Origin of the sequence: Mycolicibacterium parafortuitum (assembly GCF_002086815.1) — a bacterium.
GTDB classification, from domain to species: Bacteria; Actinomycetota; Actinomycetes; order Mycobacteriales; family Mycobacteriaceae; genus Mycobacterium; species Mycobacterium parafortuitum.
The window spans coordinates 12,214-32,507 of the sequence record NZ_MVID01000031.1; the positions used below are offsets into that span (position 1 = coordinate 12,214).

General features: G+C 66.8%; 16 protein-coding genes. 10 read left to right on the forward strand and 6 right to left on the reverse strand.

The window, feature by feature from the left end; genetic code table 11:
• Positions 1-37: 37 nt before the first annotated feature.
• Both BST38_RS24840 and BST38_RS24845 read right to left on the reverse strand, forming a co-directional pair.
• Complete coding sequence (locus BST38_RS24840; RefSeq protein WP_083146163.1) at positions 38-2,932, reverse strand: MMPL/RND family transporter; 2,895 nt, start codon at positions 2,930-2,932, stop codon at positions 38-40.
• Positions 2,929-3,351, reverse strand: coding sequence for an MmpS family transport accessory protein (locus tag BST38_RS24845; protein WP_083146198.1), 423 nt, complete (start codon positions 3,349-3,351; stop codon positions 2,929-2,931). Before BST38_RS24845 ends, BST38_RS24840 begins: the two co-directional genes overlap by 4 nt.
• A gap of 754 nt (positions 3,352-4,105) precedes the next feature.
• Here BST38_RS24845 and BST38_RS24850 point away from each other — a divergent pair.
• Complete coding sequence (locus BST38_RS24850; RefSeq protein ID WP_083146164.1) at positions 4,106-5,677, forward strand: MFS transporter; 1,572 nt, start codon at positions 4,106-4,108, stop codon at positions 5,675-5,677.
• A gap of 7 nt (positions 5,678-5,684) precedes the next feature.
• Here BST38_RS24850 and BST38_RS24855 read toward each other — a convergent pair whose 3' ends face one another.
• Positions 5,685-7,076, reverse strand: coding sequence for a hypothetical protein (locus BST38_RS24855; RefSeq protein WP_083146165.1), 1,392 nt, complete (start codon positions 7,074-7,076; stop codon positions 5,685-5,687).
• Between the two features lie 380 nt (positions 7,077-7,456).
• Here BST38_RS24855 and BST38_RS24860 point away from each other — a divergent pair, with 380 nt between their 5' ends.
• From BST38_RS24860 to BST38_RS24885, 7 genes are all read left to right on the forward strand, one after another.
• Entirely contained in the window at positions 7,457-8,449 is a 993-nt protein-coding gene (locus BST38_RS24860) for a sulfotransferase family protein (protein WP_083146166.1), read from the forward strand.
• Between the two features lie 35 nt (positions 8,450-8,484).
• On the forward strand, positions 8,485-9,753 hold the full coding sequence (locus BST38_RS24865; protein ID WP_083146167.1) for a glycosyltransferase: 1,269 nt from the start codon (positions 8,485-8,487) through the stop codon (positions 9,751-9,753).
• Between the two features lie 85 nt (positions 9,754-9,838).
• Complete coding sequence (locus tag BST38_RS24870; RefSeq protein WP_237160909.1) at positions 9,839-10,819, forward strand: efflux ABC transporter ATPase subunit, DrrA-related; 981 nt, start codon at positions 9,839-9,841, stop codon at positions 10,817-10,819.
• Positions 10,816-11,571 (forward strand): ABC transporter permease, encoded by a 756-nt coding sequence (locus tag BST38_RS29465; protein WP_165761652.1) that lies wholly within the window; start codon positions 10,816-10,818, stop codon positions 11,569-11,571. Before BST38_RS24870 ends, BST38_RS29465 begins: the two co-directional genes overlap by 4 nt.
• Positions 11,568-12,353 (forward strand): ABC transporter permease, encoded by a 786-nt coding sequence (locus tag BST38_RS29470; RefSeq protein WP_165761653.1) that lies wholly within the window; start codon positions 11,568-11,570, stop codon positions 12,351-12,353. The genes BST38_RS29465 and BST38_RS29470 overlap by 4 nt, the downstream gene beginning before the upstream one ends.
• Before the next feature lie 219 nt (positions 12,354-12,572).
• Complete coding sequence (locus BST38_RS24880) at positions 12,573-13,385, forward strand: TylF/MycF family methyltransferase (protein WP_083146199.1); 813 nt, start codon at positions 12,573-12,575, stop codon at positions 13,383-13,385.
• A 27-nt stretch (positions 13,386-13,412) separates the two neighbouring features.
• Positions 13,413-14,411: a Gfo/Idh/MocA family protein gene (locus tag BST38_RS24885; protein WP_083146169.1), complete on the forward strand. Its 999-nt coding sequence runs from the start codon at positions 13,413-13,415 to the stop codon at positions 14,409-14,411.
• A gap of 15 nt (positions 14,412-14,426) precedes the next feature.
• Here the strand turns inward: BST38_RS24885 and BST38_RS24890 are convergent, their stop codons facing one another.
• Positions 14,427-15,206 (reverse strand): alpha/beta fold hydrolase, encoded by a 780-nt coding sequence (locus BST38_RS24890; RefSeq protein WP_165761654.1) that lies wholly within the window; start codon positions 15,204-15,206, stop codon positions 14,427-14,429.
• A gap of 103 nt (positions 15,207-15,309) precedes the next feature.
• Here BST38_RS24890 and BST38_RS24895 point away from each other — a divergent pair, with 103 nt between their 5' ends.
• Positions 15,310-16,308, forward strand: coding sequence for a Gfo/Idh/MocA family protein (locus BST38_RS24895; protein WP_083146171.1), 999 nt, complete (start codon positions 15,310-15,312; stop codon positions 16,306-16,308).
• Between the two features lie 30 nt (positions 16,309-16,338).
• Here the strand turns inward: BST38_RS24895 and BST38_RS24900 are convergent, their stop codons facing one another.
• The gene (locus BST38_RS24900) at positions 16,339-17,979 is read right to left on the reverse strand and encodes a GMC oxidoreductase (protein ID WP_083146172.1); all 1,641 of its coding nucleotides are present in this window, start codon (positions 17,977-17,979) and stop codon (positions 16,339-16,341) included.
• 172 nt (positions 17,980-18,151) lie between these two features.
• On the opposite strand from BST38_RS24900, the gene BST38_RS24905 reads away from it, so the two are divergent.
• Positions 18,152-19,444, forward strand: coding sequence for a glycosyltransferase (locus tag BST38_RS24905; protein ID WP_083146173.1), 1,293 nt, complete (start codon positions 18,152-18,154; stop codon positions 19,442-19,444).
• A gap of 52 nt (positions 19,445-19,496) precedes the next feature.
• Here the strand turns inward: BST38_RS24905 and BST38_RS24910 are convergent, their stop codons facing one another.
• Complete coding sequence (locus tag BST38_RS24910; RefSeq protein WP_110781945.1) at positions 19,497-20,225, reverse strand: rhamnosyl O-methyltransferase; 729 nt, start codon at positions 20,223-20,225, stop codon at positions 19,497-19,499.
• Positions 20,226-20,294 lie beyond the last annotated feature (69 nt).

Here is a 20,294-nt window from a genome sequence, read left to right on the forward strand (position 1 = left end):
GGCGCACTCACCACGTGTGAGGCCTGTTCGAGTCGCGTCACTTCGGCTGCTGGCCCTGGCTCTGCAACAGGGCGCGCACCAGCGGACGTGGGCCGGTGGGCCGCAGGAAGGCGCTCTCGGGCCGGGTGCGCACCGGCTGCGGCCACCAGAACCAGCGGCCCAGCAGCGCCGCGATGGCCGGTGTCATGAAGGCGCGCACGATCAGCGTGTCGAACAGCAGTCCGAGCGCGATCGTCGTACCGACCTGACCGATACTCCGCAGGTCACTGACGACCATCGATCCCATGGTGGCGGCGAACACGAGACCGGCGGTCGTGACGACCTTGCCGGTGCCGCCCATCGCGCGGATGATCGCGGTGTTGATGCCTGCGCCGAGTTCGTCTTTGATGCGGGCGACCAGCAACAGGTTGTAGTCGGATCCGACCGCCAGCAGCGTGATGACAGTCATCACGAGGACGGCCCAGTGGATCTGGATGCCGAGTACGTACTGCCACACGAAGACCGACACGCCGAAGGCCGCTCCGAGCGAGACCACCACGGTGCCGACGATGACCATCGCTGCGACAAGGCTTCTCGTCATGATCAGCATCACGATGAAGATCAGGCAGATGGCGGCCACCACCGCGATCAGCAGATCGTACCGGGATCCCACCACCAGGTCTTTGGTGATCGCCGCGGTGCCGGTGAGATAGATCTTCGATCCCTCCAGCGGCGTGCCCTTCAACGCTTCCTCGGCCGCGCTCTTGATGTCGGCCACGCGCGAAATACCTTCGGGGGAGGCCGGATCGCCCTGCTGCAGGATCAGCATCCGGACCGATTTGCCGTCCGGTGACAAGAAGATGTCCATGACCCGCTGAAAGTCCTTGTTCTCGAAGACTTCCGGCGGAATGAAGAATGTGTCGTCGTTCTGGGCGGCGTCGAATGCCTTGCCCATCGCGGTCGGGTTCTCCCCGGCACTGCTGTCCATCTGGCTGAAGATGCCCGACATGGTGCTGTGCATGCTCAGCATCATCGTGCGCATGCTCGACATGATCGCGATCATCTCGGGGAACTGCGCGACGATCTGGGGCAGCAGCACGGTCAGCTGATCGAGGTTGTCGACCATGTTGTCGAGCTTTTCGGACACCTGGTCGACGCCGTCGATCACGTCGAACACGCTTCGGATCGAGAAGCACAGCGGGATGTTGTAGCAGTGCTGTTCCCAGTACAGGTAGTTGCGGATCGGCCGCCACATGTCTTCGAAATTCGCGATGTTGTCCCGCAATTCGGCGGTGATGTCTTGAACCTCGTGCGTCGTGCCGACCATGTTGTTGGTCGTCGCGACCATCTGCTGCATCAGGCCGTACATGTTCTGCATGATCCCGATCATCTCGGCGAGCATGCTCGCCTGCTGGAGGAGATCGTCCATCCGCGTCTTCTGGAACTGCATGTACTGCTGTTGGCCGGCCTGCTGCATGCTGAGCATGTACGGAATCGTCGCGCGCGCCATCGGAATTCCCTCGGGGCGGGTGACAGCCTGGACGTTCGCGATGCCGGGGACCGCCAGAATGGCCTTCGCGAGTTTGTTCAGCACCAGGAAGTCGGCCGGGTTGCGCAGATCGTGGTCGCTCTCGACCATCAGGACCTCGGGCGACATCATCGCCGACTCCGGGAAGTGCCGCTTCGCGGCCGCCATACCTTCGTTCGCCGGAATGTTCTCGGGCAGGTATTTCTGGTCGTTGTAGCTGGGCTTGAATCCAGGCAACGCCAGCAGGCCGAGCAACGTAACGGCCATCGTCGCGACGAGAATCGGTGCGGGCCAACGCACGATCGCGGTACCCAACCGGCGCCACCCGCGCACCTGCAGGTTGCGCTTCGGGTCGAACAGGCCGAAGCGGCTTCCGAGCACCAGAACCGCAGGGAACAGCGTCAGTGCCACCGCGACCGCGACCAGGACCCCGATCGCGGTCGGCAGGGCCAGCGCGTTGAACAACGGCAGGCGCGTGAAACTCAGGCAGTAGAGGGCGCCGGCGATGGTCAGCCCGGAAGCCAGCACCACCTTCGCCACCCCGGCGTAGGTCGTGAAGTAGGCCGTGATCCGGTCTTCACCCGCCTGGCGCGCCTCCTGGTACCGGCCGATGAAGAAGATCCCGTAATCGGTCCCCGCGGCGATGCACAACGCCACAAGGAGATTCACACCGAAGGTGGTCAGTCCGAGCAGATCGTTGTGGCCGAGCAACGCGACGATGCCGCGGGCGGCCTGCAGCTGGATGCCGACGACCACCAGCAAGGCGATCACAGTGACGACCGACCGGTAGACCAGCAGCAGCATCACGAAGATGACCGCGACGCTGACCAGGGTGACCAGGATGACGGTCCGGTTGCCGCTCTCACCGACATCGGTGGCGATGGCGGCCGGGCCCGTGACGAAGGCCTTCACGCTGGGCGGTGCCGGAGTGTTCTCGACGATGTCGCGCACCGCGGCCACCGACGCCGATGTCGAGGCCCCGCCGGGCTCGCCGGTCAGCGTCACCTGGACGTACGCGGCTTTGCCGTCCGCGCTCTGCGCCGCGCCTCGGGTGAGGGGGTCACCCCAGAAGTCCTGGATGGCGAGCACGTGCTTCGGATCGTCCCGCAGTTGGCGGATCATCTCGTCGTAGTAGCGGTGTGCCTCGTCGCCGAGCGGCTCCTGGCCCTCCAGCACGATCATCACGACGCCGCCGCCACCGTCGGTCGAATCGAACGCGTCGCTGATCCGTTCGGATGCCTGCAGCGCCGGCGCGTCGACGGGGTTCAGCGAGACCGAATGCTGCTGTTCGACCTCTTCCAGGGATGGCACGGCGATGCTCAGCGCCGCGACGATTCCCAACCACGCCAGGATGATCGGGACCGCCATCCGCTGGATCGTGCGCGCCACCAGCGGACGGCCGTTCTGCAGTTGATGGTTGCTCATGCGGCCTTCAACATGCAGGCGGCGAAGGTGCTGGCTTCGTGCGTCTCGTACTTTTCGGACTTCACGACGTCGTCCACCAGGATCCGGCAACCCAGACTGTCGCTGTCACCCTGAGCCGCAACGCTTCCCACCCCTGCTGCACCGGTGATCGGGAACTCCAGTGTCCAGGGCAACGGCACCGCCTCGAGGAACTGCGGATCGCCGTTGCCGTTGAAGAAGCTGATCTGGGCGATGGTTCCCGGCGGGCCGAAAACCTCGTATTTCATGATCTTGGGATCGACGGGCTTGCTCTCCTCGGTGGCGGTGTCGCCGTAGGTCAGCGAATCGTCCGAGCCGAAGATCCCGTGCAGGCGCGACACGGTGAAACCTCCCGCGGCGACCACGATCACGACGACGAGCGGGATCCACAACCGGCGCAGGAGCGTGAACATGACGGAGGCGAGCCCGCGCCTCGGCCTGCGGGCCTCGCGCGGTGCGGCGGCGGACAACTGGTCGGTCGGATGGTCTGGGCGATCCTCGACGGCGACGTCGGACGGCGCTGGCTCCACCCCTGATTCGACGGCTCGACCGTCTACGTCGGGCAAGCTGCCGTCGACCACAGAACCCACCTTCCACCTTTCTGCCGGTTTCACCGTCATGGCGCGGCCAGACGGTCGGAGTCGCGCGCCGTGGCCGTGCGCCGCGGCTTCACGCGATACGGCGTCGGGCACGCCACAGCAACTGCGAGCATTTGACGCCAGAGTCAATCACGGTTGAAGCCACCGTAGGCGGGTTTTTCGCAAACGCGCAAGTGCCTCGCCGTGCGCGTGGCGGCAGGTTTCCCGGCGGATCCCTGCTCTGGGTCGCCCCCGCTTCCCGACGGAACCACCTTGTGAGCACAACCTGCGACTTTGCCGGAGACGGGCGGGCGACCGGCTGGCGCCGGGCGTCGAGCGGGGGACTGTTGCGAGGCGGTGCCCGCCACACCACAAGGGCTGACAGCCTCACCCTGAACCCATCGCTGGCAATCCCGAGCCGCTCTGCCTGGTCAGCGCGAGTCACGCGGCGGACAGGACACGGCCTGGACAGATTGTAAATATTCGAGCGCGTCATTTTCCGCCGCGCGGTCGGTGCCCCGACTGCTACAGTCTGGCGCTACGGCGGCACTCCACGACGCAGAGCGGGGCACTATCGATGCCGGCTGAAACGCCCGCGCTGCAGGCAACAGGGAAGAGACTCCCGACTTGGCTGCGGTCTCGACAGTTCCTGGGACCGGTCGTCGCGATCGGCGGCGTGCAGTTGGTCGCGGCGATGGACGGACCGATCGCGGTCTTCGCGCTCCCCAGGATTCAGGAAGAACTCGGGCTCACCGATGCCATGCGGGGATGGGTCGTCTCGGCCTACCTGCTGACCTTCGGCGGGCTGATCCTGCTCGGAGGTCGCCTCGGCGACACCTTCGGCCGCAAACGCGTCTTCCTGGCCGGAGTCACGCTGTTCGCGTTCGCCTCGGTGCTGTGCGGGATCGCGTGGAACGGTGAGTCACTGGTCGTCGCCCGGCTGTTGCACGGAGTGGCCGCGGCTATCGTGACCCCGACCTGTACCGCGTTGCTGGCCACGACATTTCCGAAGGGGCCGGCCCGCAACACCGCCATCGCGGTCTTCGGCACCCTCGCAAGCCTCGGTGCGATACTGGGCCTGGTGGTGGGCGGGGTTCTCACCGAAGCATCCTGGCGGTTCGCATTCCTGGTGAATGTGCCGATCGGCATCCTGGTCATCTTCGTCGCCCGGCGCATGCTCACCGAGTCGCTGAAGGAGCCGATGAAACTCGACGTGGCCGGCGCGGTGCTGGCCACCGTGACGATCACCGCCGGGGTCTTCGGTCTGTCGACGGGACCGGAGATGGGCTGGCTGTCGCCGATCACGGTGACGCTGGGTCTGGCGGCGGTGGTCGCGTTCGTCGCGTTCGTCGTCGTGGAACGGTCGGCGGTCAACCCCATCGTGCCGTTCGGCCTGTTCCGCGACCGGGACCGCCTCGCCTGCTTCATCGCGGTGTTCCTCAGTACGGGCGTGAGCTTCACCCTCACCGTGGTGGTCGCTTTCTACGTCCAGAACGTCATGGGCCACAGCCCCGCCCAGGCCGGCGTCGGGTTCATCCCGATGGCCGTCGCGATGGCTGTCGGGACGGGGGTGTCGTCTCGGCTGGTGATGAGCTTCGCGCCGCGGGTCGTCGTCATCTCCGGCTGCGGCCTCGTGCTGGGAGCGTTGGCGTTCGGCGGCCTCACGTTGCACAGCGCATCGCCGTACTTTCCGGGTCTGGTGGTGCCGATCGTGGTGGGGGCGTTCGGGATAGGTCTGATCAATGTGCCGCTCGGTTTGTCATTGGTGGGCAGTGTCGGTCCCGACCGCATCGGCCCGACCGCCGCGATCATCGTGATGATCCAGAGTGTCGGCGGGCCCGCGGTGCTGATGGCGATCCAGGCTGTCATCACGCTGCGCACGCTCCGCATGGGCGGTACCACCGGGCCTGTCACCGGCATGACCGATGTGCAACTCGGCGTCCTCGACAACGCCTATACGCACGGCGTGCTGTGGTTGGGCGGGGTTGCGGTGCTGCTGGCCTTGGTGGCGCTGTCGATCCGTTACAGCGCACAGGACGTCGCGCACGCACGGCAGGTCCAGCAGGTCTTTCCGGATGAGGACGCGGCGCCGGATAGGGACGCGGCGCCGGACAGGGACAAGGAGCCGGACCAGGAACTGGCCCACTGACTTTCGGCTATTCGAGCACGCCGGACAGCCCGAAGTCAGCCGTCACCGCCGCGACCGTCTCGCGCAGGCCGGCCTTGTCGTCCACCGATCCAGGGCGGAACGCGCACACGTAGATGGTAACCATGTTCATCTCGACGGCCGTGCCGTAATAGACGTGCGCCTGGCTGCCGATGCGCTCCAGCCAGCGCCGGGTCAGGTGCTGGCTCGCCCCCCGCGCGAATGCCGCGTCGCACAACGTCCCATCAGGCCGGATCGCCGCGGGGCCGGTGTCGCCGAGGTTCGAGCAGACGGCGGGTTGGTCGGGGTCGTTGCGCGCGTAGTCGGCGAGTTGGCGCCACATCCGCTGTGGCGTGTACGGCGTCAGCGGCACCAGGTCCGCGGCGGGGTCGTGGGTCTCCTGCGCGGCCTTGAGCGCGTCCTTGATCGCGGCGCGGGCGCCCTGCAGATCGGTCGTGAGCCCGTGCGGATCGATGTGCACGCGGACGAAGGAGACCGCGATCGCCCGGGCATCGTCGCCGGAGGTGCGGTCGTTGACGGTGAGCAGCACCGGGATCGTGCCGACGCTGCCGTGGGTGCGCCCCATGCGCTCGTCCAGTCGCGCGGTGAACGCCGCCGCGAGAGTGCTGTGGGTGCCACCGAGTTCGGCGGCCTTGGCGTTCCACTCGTCCTGTTTGAAGCGGATCCAGATGCTGGGCGCGACGACCGGCTGGTCCGTGCCCCCGGCCGGCGCGGCGGGCGCCTGCGCCGTCGCCGGCCGATCGTCCTCCTCCCGGCGTCTGCGGGCCTCGGTGATCGCCGCCGTGAAAGCCCGTACCGCGGACGGGAACTCCTGCGCGGTCTCGCGGAGGTCCTGCAGCACGGCCTGCCCGCGGGTACGGCAACGCGGTGGCGGATAGCCCAGGTCGCGCGGCAGTTGCAGAATAGCCTCGGTGACGGCGACGGCACCGCCGATCCCGTCGATCACGTAGTGGGACAGCACCAGGCTGACCGCGGTCGATCCATCGGTGAGGGGAAGCACATCGATCCGCCAGCCGGGCCCGGCCTCGGGATCGATCGTGAGCTGCGTGCATTCGTCGAACCAGTCGCCGAGTTCGCCGCGGGGCCGGGCCCGGGCGGCGATGTCGAGAGGGCCCGGGCCGGGTGCGCGTACCCAGCGGTGCCGTCCGAACGGTAGCGAGGAGCGCTCGATGAGCCGGCCGAGCAGACCGTCGGCGAGGTTCTGCTGGAACCGGGTCAGCCCTTCGAGGTCGACCGGACGCTCGTACACCCAGCCGACCTGCATGACCTCTTTCTGGCCGGCCGCCCGATGTCCTTCGTAGAAGGCTTGATCCAGCAGCGCGAGCCGGTTGTCCGCGCGTGCGCTGCCGTCAGATGAGCCGCCGTCGACGGATGACCGCACGGAGTGATTCCGGACTGCCACTGATTAGCCTCCGATGACCATGAGCTCCGGCCGCGGCGCTGCCCGGCCGCCGGGAGCGACGTCGCACAGCCCGCGCGGTGCGCTCGGAACGTTTGTCACGGTGAGAGTAGCGGACCGGACCGAGCAGTCTCAGCGAAAATTTGCTTTACCGTCAACCGGCCTGCCCGGAGGCGCCGCGCCTGCCCGCCGCGGGTTCTCCGATTTCCTTGCCGAAGCGGTTGAGGTGTCCATATCCTGTCGCCGTGAACTGGAGCCACCCTGACGCGGCGCGAGACGATCTCATTTCTTCGGCCAGGATGGTCGCAGTACGGTGCGGCGCGCGGCGCGTTCGCCGGCCCGTCGAAGCACGCAGCTAACACATGCACGAAGAGCGCTCGGGCGCACCACAAGTCGGAACAGACCGCCCCGTCGCCCTGTTCGTCCTCGGGTTCGGGCGGTCGGGGACCTCGGCGCTGGCACGGGTTCTGTCGCTGTGCGGGGCAACGCTGCCGCCGAAGCTGTTGGGGGCGACCAAGGACAATCCGCGCGGCTTCTGGGAGCCGCGCGCCGCGATCCATCTCAACGAGGCGATCCTGCGCAGTCGCGGGAGTTCGGCCTACGACCTCGCTCTGCGCCCCGAGCAAAGTCGATCGTCGACCGCCGCGGACGAGGCGTCGATCGCCAAGATTCGCTCCTACTTCCAAGCGCTGCCGCCGGCGCGACTGGTGGTCATCAAGGAACCCAAGATCACCGCGTTGATCGAGCTGTGGTTCGAGGGCGCCCGGCGGGCGGGATTCGACCCCGCGGCCGTGGTGGCGATGCGCCATCCCGCGGAGGCCTCCGCGTCGATCGAAGAGCGCGCGAACCGGCAGAACTACGTCAGGTCGTCACTGGAACTCGGCAGCGCCTGGTGGCTGAAGTACACGTTGCTCGCCGAACGGGACACCCGCGACGTGCCGCGCGTGATCGTGGAGTTCGCGAACCTGCTCGAGGACTGGCGTCGTGAGGTGAAGCGGATCGGGACCGCGCTCGGCGTCGACCTCGACAGCCCCGACGAGGCCGCGATCGACGGGTTCCTGTCACCGGGGCTGCGCCATCACCGGCACACCGGACCCATCACCGAGCCGTTCGGCACCGACTGGGTCACCACGGTCTACCGGCAGCTCGCCGCGGCGGGTCGCGACGAACCCTGGGAGCAGGGCGTTCTCGACCGCGTCTTCGAGGAGTACCAGACGACCGAGCGGGGGTTCCGCACCGCTGTGGACGACTCGCGCCGTTATCTGAACCTCAATCGCCTGATGCCCCCGCCGTTGGTGAGGGTCGCCCTGGAGGTGCTCGCGCTGGCACACCGGCGCCGGGGTACCTGGGCATAGGGCGTGGGACGCGGCGTGATCGGGGGAGTCGCCCGATGAGGGTGGTGCTGGCGTTCTACGGCACCCGCGGCGATGTCGAGCCCGGCATCGCGCTCGGCCGTGAGCTCGCGCGCCGGAATCACCAGGTGTGTCTGGCCGTGCCGCCGGACCTGCTCGGGTTCGCCGAGTCCGCGGGACTGGAGGCGGTCGGGTACGGACCGGACAACCAGGCCTGGCTGGAGTCGACACGCAATTTCTGGGCCCGCTTCTTCCGCAACTTCTGGCGTCTCCCCGAGCTCAAGAAACTGCTCGCGGAATCCCGTGAACCCGGCACCCGCGCGTGGGCGGAGATGAGCACCACGCTGGCCGCGCTCACCGACGGAGCGGACCTGCTCGTCACCGGGGTCAGCTATCAGGAATTGGCTTGCAACGTCGCCGAGTTCCGGGCGATACCGCTGGCGACGGTGTTGTGGTTCCCGATCCGGGTCAACGGGCACGTCGTGACGGCAGTGCCCGCCCCGCTGGTGCGGGCCGCGATGAGAAGCTACGACTGGCTGGTGTGGCGTGGGGTCAGGAACGTCGAGGATGCGCAGCGTCGCGAACTCGGGCTCCCGCCGTCGCCCGGTCCAGCGCCACGGCGTATCACCGACCGGCGCGGACTGGAGATCCAGGCCTACGACGACATCTGCTTTCCCGGGCTGGCCACCGAATGGGCGGGGGTGCGCGACCTGAGGCCGTTCGTCGGAACCTTGACGCTGGAGTCGCCGACCGCTGCCGACGACGACGTCATGGCGTGGATCGCTGGCGGCACACCACCGATCTTCTTCGGGTTCGGCAGCATCCCGGTGGAGTCCCCGGCCGCGACCGTCGAGATGATCGCGTCGGCCTGTGCGCGGTTGGGCGAGCGGGCGCTGATCGGCGCGGGGTGGAGCGATTTCGCCGACGTTCCCGGCTACGAACATGTCAAGGTCGTCGGCTCGGTGAACTTCGCCACCGTGTTCCCGGCGTGCCGCGCCGTGGTCCATCATGGCGGTGCGGGCACGACAGCGGCCAGCCTGCGTGCCGGCGTCCCGACGCTGATCTTGTGGATGGCCGATGTCCAGGTCGTCTGGGGAGCTGCCATCAAACGACTCAAAGTCGGTGCTTCCCGGCGCTTTTCGAGCACCACGGAGAAGACTCTGGTGGCGGACCTGCGCACCATCCTGGGCCGGGAGTACCAGGTCCGCGCCCGCGAGATCGCCGAGCGCATGAACACACCCGCCGACAGCGCGGCCGCGGCCGCCGATGAGGTCGAGAAGTTCGTCCTCGGGTGGGGTGCGCGCTGACGGCGGGGGAGAGTATCGCCACAACTATGTCGCATGCGTCAATTTACGGTTCGAGCGCCCTCGAACCCGCCTATCATCGGCTCTCGTGATCGAGCTAGACGGTGTGGCGAAGACCTTCGGCGCCTCCATCCATGCGTTGCGGGACGTCAGCTTCGCCGTCCCGACCGGCACGGTCTGCGCGGTACTCGGTCACAACGGGGCGGGCAAGACGACCACGATCAAGATCCTGTCGACGTTGTTGCGGCCGACGTCGGGCCGCGCAGTGGTCGCCGGCTACGACGTGGTCCGTCAGCCGGGGAAAGTGCGCGAGAGCATCGGCACCACAGGCCAGATGGCGGCACTCGACTGGCAGCTCACCGGGCGGGAGAACCTCGTCCTGTTCGGGCGTCTGCGGGGCCTGCGGCGGAAGGCCGCACGGCGCAGGGCTGACGAGTTGATCGATCAGTTCGACATGGCTCACGCCGCCGACCGCCGGGTGATCAACTATTCCGTGGGCATGCAGCGCCGCATCGACATCGCCGCCGCGCTCGTCGTTGCGCCGAAAGTGCTCTATCTCGACGAACCGACCACCGGCCTGGATCCGCGCAGCCGGCGCGCCGTGTGGGACCTGGTGTCGGCGTTGAAGACTCAGGGTGTCACGGTGCTGCTCACCACCCAGTATCTGGAAGAGGCGGACCTGCTCAGCGATTCGGTGGTCGTGATCGACCACGGACAGGTCATCGCCACCGGCACCGCCGAAGACCTCAAACACCGCGTGGGTTACAGCTATTGCACCGTCAGCCCGGTCGATCCGGCCGACCTGGCCAGGATCTCCGATGCCGTTGCCGACCTGGACGGTCCCGAGGTCGACGTCGAGGCGAACACGGTGTCGGTGCTGGCGCCGGACGGCGTGGCGACACTCGGTGAGGTGTTCCGCCGGGTCGATCGACTCGGCGTGGAGTTGGCCGACATCTCGCTGCGCAGGCCGTCCCTGGATGAGGCGTTCCTGCACCTGACCGACGACGCGTTGGCCGGCGGCGCCGGCGCCCACCACGGCGCCCTGCCGAGTGACAGCGCCATCGCGTGACCGCCCTGGGTGCGCTGACCGAACGCATGGTTCTCGGTCAATGGCGAGACGATCTTCCGTTCGCGATCGCGGCTCCTGTCGGGTTTTTCGTCGTGTTCCATTTCGCGCTGCGTCATGTGATCGACACCGGTGAGACCAGTTACGCCCAGTACTTGCTGCCGGTGACGATCGTCCAGGTCCTCATGCTGAGCGCGCTGGTCACCGTGGACCGCGCGGCGGTGGACCAGCAGTCCGAATTCGGCGTTCGCCTTCGCACGCTGCCCATCTCGACGGCGGCGCCACTGGTCGCGCGGATGGTGTACTGCCTGTTCCTCGGCTCGATCGTGCTGATCGTCGCGGTCTCGGCCGGGTATCTGTTCGGATTCCGGATCTTCGGCGGGATCGGGCACATGGTCGCGTTCGTCGTGCTGGTCCTGGCGTTCACATTGGCGTTGTCGTTGGGCGCCGATGCCGTCGGCGCCGGGTTGGCCAGATCCGAGATCGGCAGAAGCGGCACATCCAGCCAGATACTCCTGGTCCCGCAGTTGCTGTTGATCATGCTGTCCACAGGAATGGCGCCGCTCGAGTCCTTTCCCGACTGGCTCCACCCGTTCGTGCACTACCAGCCGGTATCTCAGGTGACCGACACGCTGCGCGGCTTCGCCGGCGGCCAGGTCGTCGCCGACAATCTTCGGATCAGCACGGCGTGGTGTGTCGGACTGCTGCTGGTGTTCGGCGCCCTCGCGGTGCGGGTCCAGAGGCGGCAGCGATGACGGCGCCGATGATCCGGCGCGGCTCCCTGCTGACGGAGAGTGCCCTGTTCGCCGGAAGGCTGTTCACCCACTGGAGGCGGCAGCCCACCGTCCCGGTCCAGGCTCTGCTGTTCCCGACGTTCCTGTTGATCACCTACTACCTGCTGGTCGGTGAGTCGGTCATGAACGTCACGGGCGTCGACAGCCTCTACGGGCTGGTGCCCACGTGCGCCGTCGCCGGTGCGATGTTCGGGGCGCTGGCGGCCAGCCTCAGTGTCCGGATCGAACGCGAGTACGGATTGCTCGGCCGCCTGTGGACCTTGCCGGTGCACCGGTACAGCGCGCTCGGGGGCCGGCTCCTGGCGGAAGCCGCGCGCACGCTCGTGGCCTCCGCGCTGATCACTGCCGTCGGGGTCGGTTTGGGCCTGAGGTTCAAGGGTGGGTGGCTCGATCTGATCGTGTACCTGTTGATCCCGGTGGTCGTCGGCGTCATCTTCGCGGCGGCGCTGATCGCGATCGCGGTGCGCACAACCAAGGGTGCTGTTCTGATGTGGTTGGTGATTCCGGCGATCAGCGCGGTCTTCGCCAGCTCGGGTTCCCCTCCGCCGGAACTGCTTCCGTCGGCGGTGCAGCCGTTGATCCAATTCCAGCCGATGGCGGCGACGATCGGTGCGATGCGGGCGCTGGCGCAGGGCGAGTCCGCGGTGGGGCCGATCGCGGTTGCGTCGTTGTGGGCCATCGCGCTGACCGCGGTGATCCTGCCGCTGGCCGCGCGTGGTTACCGCGCCGCCGCGGAGCGCTGACCCCCGCGGCCTGAGCGGCACATATCTAACCTTCGCGTTAATTCACTGGAAACATATCTGCAACGCATCTAGCTGCACTGATACTTGAATCACGCCCAATAGTCGGCTTGCTGGCAAGTAATGTGTGGAACGTTTTCTCGAAAAGTCCGAATCGCGCAGTTCAAGGATGTCTAGACTCTGCCGCGGAGGGGGAGTAGGTACACGAGATTGGGCAGCTTCTTGACTGTGACCGACAACGGCGTTCAACCGCTCTATCTAGATCTATTGCGGCGCAACCTCACCCGTTACGGGATGCGAGAGCGCGTCCCCTCGAAGTGGCCCCTGCGACGCAAAGTTCTCTACAAGGCCGTCAACACGCTCAGCCCGCTGCGTCTGGGACTGAGCCCCTTCACGGAGAACAAGCGCGAACTCGGCCTGGACTGGCCGGCCGAGGCCGAGACCATGATCGGCATGAAGCGTCTGACCAATCTGCAGGAATGTGTCGAGACGGTCCTCAAAGAGGATGTGCCGGGCGACCTGATCGAATGCGGCGTATGGCGCGGCGGCGCGTGCATCCTGATGCGTGGAGTGCTGGCGGCCTACGGGGATGACACGCGGCGCGTGTGGCTGGCCGATTCCTTCCAGGGCGTTCCTCGATCGGATCCTGACAACTACAAGGCGGACAAGGGAATCCGAGCCGATTTCGCCGCGGGCATCCTCGGGGTGTCCGAGGATGAGGTGAAGGCGAACTTTGAGCGTTACGGCCTGCTCGACGACCAGGTCCGCTTCCTGCCCGGCTGGTTCAAGGACACCCTTGCCGACGCGCCGATCGAGAGTATCGCGGTGCTGCGCCTCGACGGGGACCTGTACGAGTCGACGATCCAGGCGCTCGACGCACTGTATCCGAGGTTGTCGCCCGGCGGCTTCTGCATCGTCGACGACTACCGCGCCGTGAAGGCGTGCGAGATGGCGGTCACCGACTACCGCACCAAGCACGGCATCACCGCTGAGATCGTCGACATCGACGGCACGGGCGTGTTTTGGCGCAAGTGACGACCGTCGGCCCGGTCGGCCGCGCTGGTGTCTGAGCGCGCCCCCGGGTTGCGGATCGGGATTCTGGGTGCGGCCAACATCGCTCCCCAGGCGCTCATCGACCCGGCCCGGGACAACGCCGACGTGGTGGTGGCGGCGATCGCCGCGCGGGACGTGTCCCGCGCGGAAGCCTTCGCCGCCAAGCACGGCGTGGCACGGGTGCATCGCAGCTACGAAGCGCTGATCGCCGACCCGGACATCGATGCCGTCTACAACCCGCTACCGAACGGTCTGCACGGCAGGTGGACTCGGCACGCGATCGCCGCGGGCAAGCATGTGCTGTGTGAGAAGCCGTTCGCGGCGAACGCTGACGAGGCACGTGAAGTCGCGGAACTGGCGGCGCGTTCGGGTCTGGTCGTCATGGAAGCGTTCCATCATCGCTACCACCCGTTGATGCTGCGGGCCGAGGAGATCGTCGCTTCGGGCGAACTCGGCACCCTGCGGCGGGTAGACGCGGCGTTCTGCTTTCCGCTACCGAAGTTCTCCGATATCCGCTACGACTTCGCACTTGCCGGTGGTGCCACCATGGACGCCGGTTGCTACGCGATACACATGTTGCGGACACTCGGTGGATCTACTCCCAAAGTCGTGGCTGCCCAGGCCAAACTGCGCGCCGCGGAGGTGGACCGCGCGATGACCGCCACGGTGCACTTCGCGGACGGTCATACAGGTTCGATGAGCTGTTCGATGTGGTCGGCCTCGCTGCTGCGGGTGAGCGCCACGGTGGCCGGCGACCGTGGGCAGCTTCGGGTGATCAATCCGGTGCTGCCGCACCTGTTTCACCGGCTCACCGTCCGGTCCGGCGAAGGTGTGCGGACCGAACGTTTCCCGCGGCGCACGTCGTATGCCTACCAACTCGACGCGTTCGTCGCCGCGGTCCTGCACGGCGAACCCGTCAAGACGACCCCGCAGGACGCGATCGAGAACATGGCGGTGATCGACGACATCTACCGCGTCGCGGGTCTGTCGCCACGCCGGCCGACGTGAATGCAGGACGGCGCGTCAACGGACGGCGATCTGACTCGGGAGATCGGCATTCGTGAGCCAGCACCGCAGGGTGCGGCTGAACAGTTCCGGATACCGCAGCGGCCAGTCGTGGCGCATACCGGCGGCGACGGCGTTGACTCCACGCGGCATCCTGCGGGCGAGTTCGCCCGCACTGCGATGAGCGGGCCAGGGTTCTCCGGCGCCGGTGATGAACAGCGCCGGCACCTCCGATGTTTCGAGACCGTCCGGCACCGTGAAGCCGGCTGATGCGGAGACGATCTGGGCGGCATCTTCACTGAGGGCCAACCGCATGTCCTCGCGGTAGTCTGCCGTCCTGTTCGCCGCGACCTCCAGGGGGCGGGCGTTCCACAAGTAGGAGACCAGCCGCCGGGACCAGGCCGTGCGGGCCAGCGCACCCACGAACCGCGCAGAGGGCTGCACCAATGGAAGAGTGTTGACGAAGGTCCCGCACAGCACCGCGCTGGCGAACAGCGCCGGCTCTCTGGCAAGTAGGTCGATCCCGACCTGCGCCCCGAGGGAGTATCCGACGAGGTGCACGCCTGCTGTGCCGAATCGGGACCGGATCGACGTCGCGACGGCCTCTGCGGCACGATCGATCCGGAACGGCCCCAGCGCAACGCTTTTCCCGAACTGTGGCAGGTCCGGGGCAACGCAACGGTATCCGGGCAATCTGGCGATCACCGGCTCCCAGGACCAACCGCTCACCCGTCCGCCGTGCAGAAAGACCACGGCGGGCGCCTGCAGCGGACCTGTGTCGCGGACGAACAGATCCATGTCGGCGATGGTACGTCCGCCACACGGAGAGTGTGATCTCCCTTGCACTTTGGCGTTGGCGAAGATCGGCCGACAGTGCCGGTGAACTGCTAGCGTCAGATCCATGCCTGACAGCTTGGGGCCGGTGCGCATCGGTGTTCTCGGCGCATCCAGCTACGCGCCGACCACAATGCTCAACCCGGCCAAGGACAACCCCGATGTTGTGGTCGCGGCGGTCGGAGCCCGGGACGACGCGAGTGCCGAGGAATTCGCCGCCACGCACGGAATCGCCCGTGCCCACGGTAGCTACGAGGCGCTGATCGACGATCCCGAACTGGACGCGATCTATGTCCTGGTGCCCACCAGCATGCACGGGCGGTGGACGCGCGCGGCGCTGGACGCGGATAAGCATGTGCTGTGCGAGAAACCGTTCACCGCCAACGGCGATGAGGCCCGGGAAGTGGCCGAACTCGCCGCGACGTCGGACCGGGTGGTGATGGAGGCGATCCAGTTCCGCCACCACCCGTTGACGCTGCGGGTCGAAGAGATACTCGCATCAGGGGAGTTAGGCAGACTCGAACGCGTCGACATCACGCTGTGTGTGATGCTCCTGCCGTTCAGCGCCAACTGCTACAACTACTCGATGGCCGGCGGAGCGATGATGGATGCCGGCAGCTATGTGGCCAACATGGCCCGGACTTTCGGGGGTTCGACACCGAAAGTGGTCTCCGCCCAGGCGAAGTTGCGTGACCCCCGGGTGGACGCGGCGATGACCGCCGAAGTGCAGTACGCCGAAGGGCACACCGGCAGGCTCAAATGCGCGCTGTGGTCGTCGGACCTGTTCCGGGCGCGCGCCAAGATCATCGGTGAGCACGGCGAGATCAACGTGTTCAGCCCGGCCGCACCCCACCTTCTGCCCCGGCTCTCGATCCGATCGAACGGGCGCAAACGAGTGGAGCGGTTTCCACGGCGCGCGACCTACGCCTATCAGTTGGACGCGTTCGCATCCGCGGTGCTGCGTGGCGGACCGGTGCGGAATACGCCGCAGGAGGCGGTGGAGAACATGAGTTTGATCGACGACATCTATCGCGCGGCAGGGCTTCCCGTCCGCCAGCCCAGCTGATCGCGGGCGCCCGAGTGCGCCGCGGCGCGATCAGTTCGCGAAGTGGACGTCGTCGATGTGCGCAGCCACGCGCAACGCGTTGGCGGCAACGGTCAGGCTCGGGTTGAGGCCCGCGCTGGACGGGAAGAACGACGTGTCGACGACGTAGAGGTTGTCGACCTCGTGCGCCCTGTTCTGCGCGTCGAGAACACTCGTGGCGGGATCGGTCCCGAACCGGCATGTCCCGCATACGTGACCCAGATTGGCATTGTCTCTGCCGTTTCCCAGTCGACGGGTGCGAAACGGTGTGAGCATATCGGCGAACAGACGCATGAACGCCTTGTGGCGTTCGATCTCGCCCGCGTGCAGGCGGTACTGGATGCGCATCCGCTGGCGGCCGTCGGAACCGGGGTTCGGACTCGGCGTGACCCGATTGTCGAGATAGGGGAGGTCCTCCATCATCGCGGCCAGCACCAGCCCGCCGGTGAAGAACCGGTTGTACACCTGACGCACCAACGGCGATATCGCGCGTAGCGCCCGGCCCCGAGTGCCCGGCCGGTTGATCAGCCACTCCATCGGCGGTATCGCGCCGAATGACTGGACGGTGCCGTACTTCTGGCCGTCGAACAGATAGAAGTCGTTGAGCCCGATCTCCTTGTTGGCGGCGGTGATGGCCGAGTCGGCGTGCGGCCAGATCTCTACGGGATCGAGCAGGTGCCGCATCAGATTGCGCCCCACGTAGTCCGAGCCGTTGGCCAGCCCGCGGGGCCAGTCACCCGAGCGGGAGTTGAGCAGCAGAGTCGGCGTGGCCAGCGCCCCGGCCGCAAGCACCACCAGCCCCGCCTTCAGGGTCAGGACCTCACCCCGGTGCTCGCAGATCACCGCCTGCACCCGCCGGTGATCGGCGTCCAGTCGCAGGACTCGGCACTCGCTCAACAGCGCGGCGCCGTGTTCGGTGACGGCGGGCAGTATGCAGTTGCCCGCGGCGTCGTTCTTGCATCCCCGGTCGCAGAGATAGGTCTGACACGTCGTGCAACCGTCTGTGTAGTCGCAGGCCATCGGAAGGTGGTACGGGTGCAGACCCCGATCCCGCAGATGGTCGACCAGGGGCTGGTTGTCGGCCGAAAACGGCGGTGCGGCAGGTAAACCCACGGATGCGGCCTCAGGCCGGAGGGGATCGGGCTGACCGCGCACCCCGAGCAGTCTCTCGGCCTGCGCGTACCACGGCGCCATCGCTTGGTAATCGACCGGCCAGGCCTCGGGTACCGAAGAGTCGCCGGGGTCGGTGAAGTTCTGCCGCGGCGTGAAGTCCGACGCGAAGAAGCGCTCGCACACCATGCCGTAGAGCGCCGAGGATCCGCCGGTGCCGCTGCCGATGAACGGTGTGAAGCGCTTCGCGAAACGGCCGCTTATGTCCTCGATCTCGTCGGTGGTGCGCCCGGACCGGGCCAGCGCGTCGTAGTAGGCGGTGTGTGTCCGGGCGGCCTCGGGTTCCGCGAGCTCGGCGACGGCCCCCCGGATCGTTCCCGGTGTTCCGGGCAGAGTGGACCGCCCCTTCTCCACGAAGAGCACCTTGCGCCCCGACCGTGCCAGTCGATGTCCCAGCACGCCGCCGCCCATACCTGCGCCGATGACGATGACGTCCCACGACACGCGTTCTGCGAGATGAGCGTCCAGATCGCCCTCAGCCAAGTCGTGCTCCTCCGCGTGTCGGCCCGAAATGGTGTACCACCTGGGCGATTCGGGATCGTATCAACGTTGCGGCGGGCACATCGCCGGAACGCTTACTCATGCGTCAAAATGAAGCGATAATGGCCGGACTGTCCGTCGGGCACTGCGACGAACGAAAGGCCGGCAAGTCCAGATGAACTCCCCGAAGAACCTTGTGCTGTCGAGCTACGGCGGTCGCGGGGACATCGAACCCGCGGTCGTCGTCGGCCGCGAACTCCTGCGTCGCGGCCACGATGTGCTGATCGCGGTCCCGCCCAACCTGGTGGGCTTCGCCGAGGCCGCGGGACTGCCGGCCGTCGGCTACGGCCTGGACTCGGGCCCCATCCTCGAACTGCAGCGCGAATACTTCACCTGTTACTCCCGGACGCCGTGGAAGCTCCGCGAGATCAGCCGGATGGCGCGCGAGACCGAACAGTTCGCGGCCGAATGCTGGGCCGAGATGACCAGCACGCTGCATCAGATATCCGCGGGCGCCGACCTGCTGCTCACCGGGTTGATCTTCGAGCAGCCCGCCGCCAATGTCGCAGAAGCGCACGATATTCCGTTGGCGCTGCTGCAGTACTTCCCGTGCCGGCCACACGGCCAACTGCTGCCGTTCCTGCCTGCTCCGCTGAGCCGGCTGCTCATGGCGGGCAACGACTGGGCGGCGTGGCGGGGGACGCGCGGCGCCGAGGACGCGCAGCGCCGGGAGATCGGACTGGGCCCCGCGCGCGCGTCTGCGCCGCGGCGCATCGCGGACCGTGGTTCGCTGCAGATCCAGGCTTATGACGTGCTGTGTTTCCCCGGCCTGGAAGCCGAGTGGGACAAGTGGAATCGACAGCATCCTGCGAAGCGTCCGTTCGTCGGCGCGCTGGCGATGGCCTCGCCCACCGACGCCGACGACGACGTCGCCTCGTGGATCGCGGACGGAACGCCGCCGATCTTCTTCGGATTCGGCAGCGTTCCGCTGGGCTCACCCGCCGACACGATCACGATGATCGCCGACGCGTGCCGGCAATTGGGGCACCGCGCCGTAGTGGGGGCCGGTGGAACCGATTTCGGCGCGTTACCGCAGTTCGACCACGTCAAGGTGGTGGGCCAGGTCAACTACGCGACGATCTTCCCGCTCTGCCGGGCGGTGGTGCACCACGGCGGCTCGGGCACGCTGGCCGCCTGCCTGCGTGCAGGTGTGCCCCAACTGGTCCTGTGGACGTTGCCGGATCAGCCGTTCTTCGCCGCACAGTTGAAGCGCCTGAAGGTCGGGGCCGGCCGGAGATTCTCGACCACGACCCCGAGGACCCTGATGGCCGACCTGCGCCGGATCCTCGCCCCCGAGTATCTGGAGCGGGCTCGCGGGATCGCTGCGCGGATGACGACCCCTGCTCAGAGTGCGGCCGCGGCGGCCGATCACGTCGAGGACTTCGCGAAGCTGGCGAGCACTCTCTGACGATCTCGGCTCCCGGGGACGTGCCCCGGGTTTGCCGAGCCGCACCGAGGGGTCAGTTCCGGATCATGAAACCGTTCGTTGCGAACGTGAATCCGAATTTGTCCTCACGTTCCGCGTCGTGGGTGTAATCGTCCGGGAACTCCTGTTCGTATGCCTTGATGGCCTCAAAAGGCCCTGGGCCCCACCCGGGCAGAACGGGATGGCCGTTGACGCACGAATCTTCGACCAGGAGATAGTCACCCGGGGAAAGCAACGGACGCAGCAACTTCATCTCCGCCAGCACATGATCTTTCGAATGATCGCTGTCCAGAATGGCGAAAATGCGGCCCGGATATTCCTCTTTGAGTTGCTTGATCTGCTCGGCGATCGCCGGTTCGATCGATGACGACTCGACGAACAGGATGTCGGGGTCGTTCTTGGCCGCGGGGTCGAGGCGCTGGTGGCTGATGTCCACCGAGAGCACCTTGAACGGTATCCCCACACGCTGCATGACATGGGCGAAGAACAACGCCGATCCACCGCGGTTGGAACCGAATTCGATGATCAGCGAAGGCTTCAGGTCGACCAGGATTTCCTGGTAGTTCCACATGTCGGCGACCGACTTCCAGCATTCGATACCGAGCCAGGTCGTCTTGTTCCAGACGAAGGTGTTGTAGTACCACTTGTGGTACTCCTCGCCTTCGGTCCCTTTGGGTTGGTAGAGGAATATGGACACCGCGGAATTCGTCACACGGCGCAGTGATTTGAGCGTATTCACCGCGATACGCCCGAGGGCTTTCATGTCCATTTCGCCGGGCTTGTAGGCGGGTCCCTCACGCCTCAATGCCAGGTTCGTGCGACCGGGAGCCTG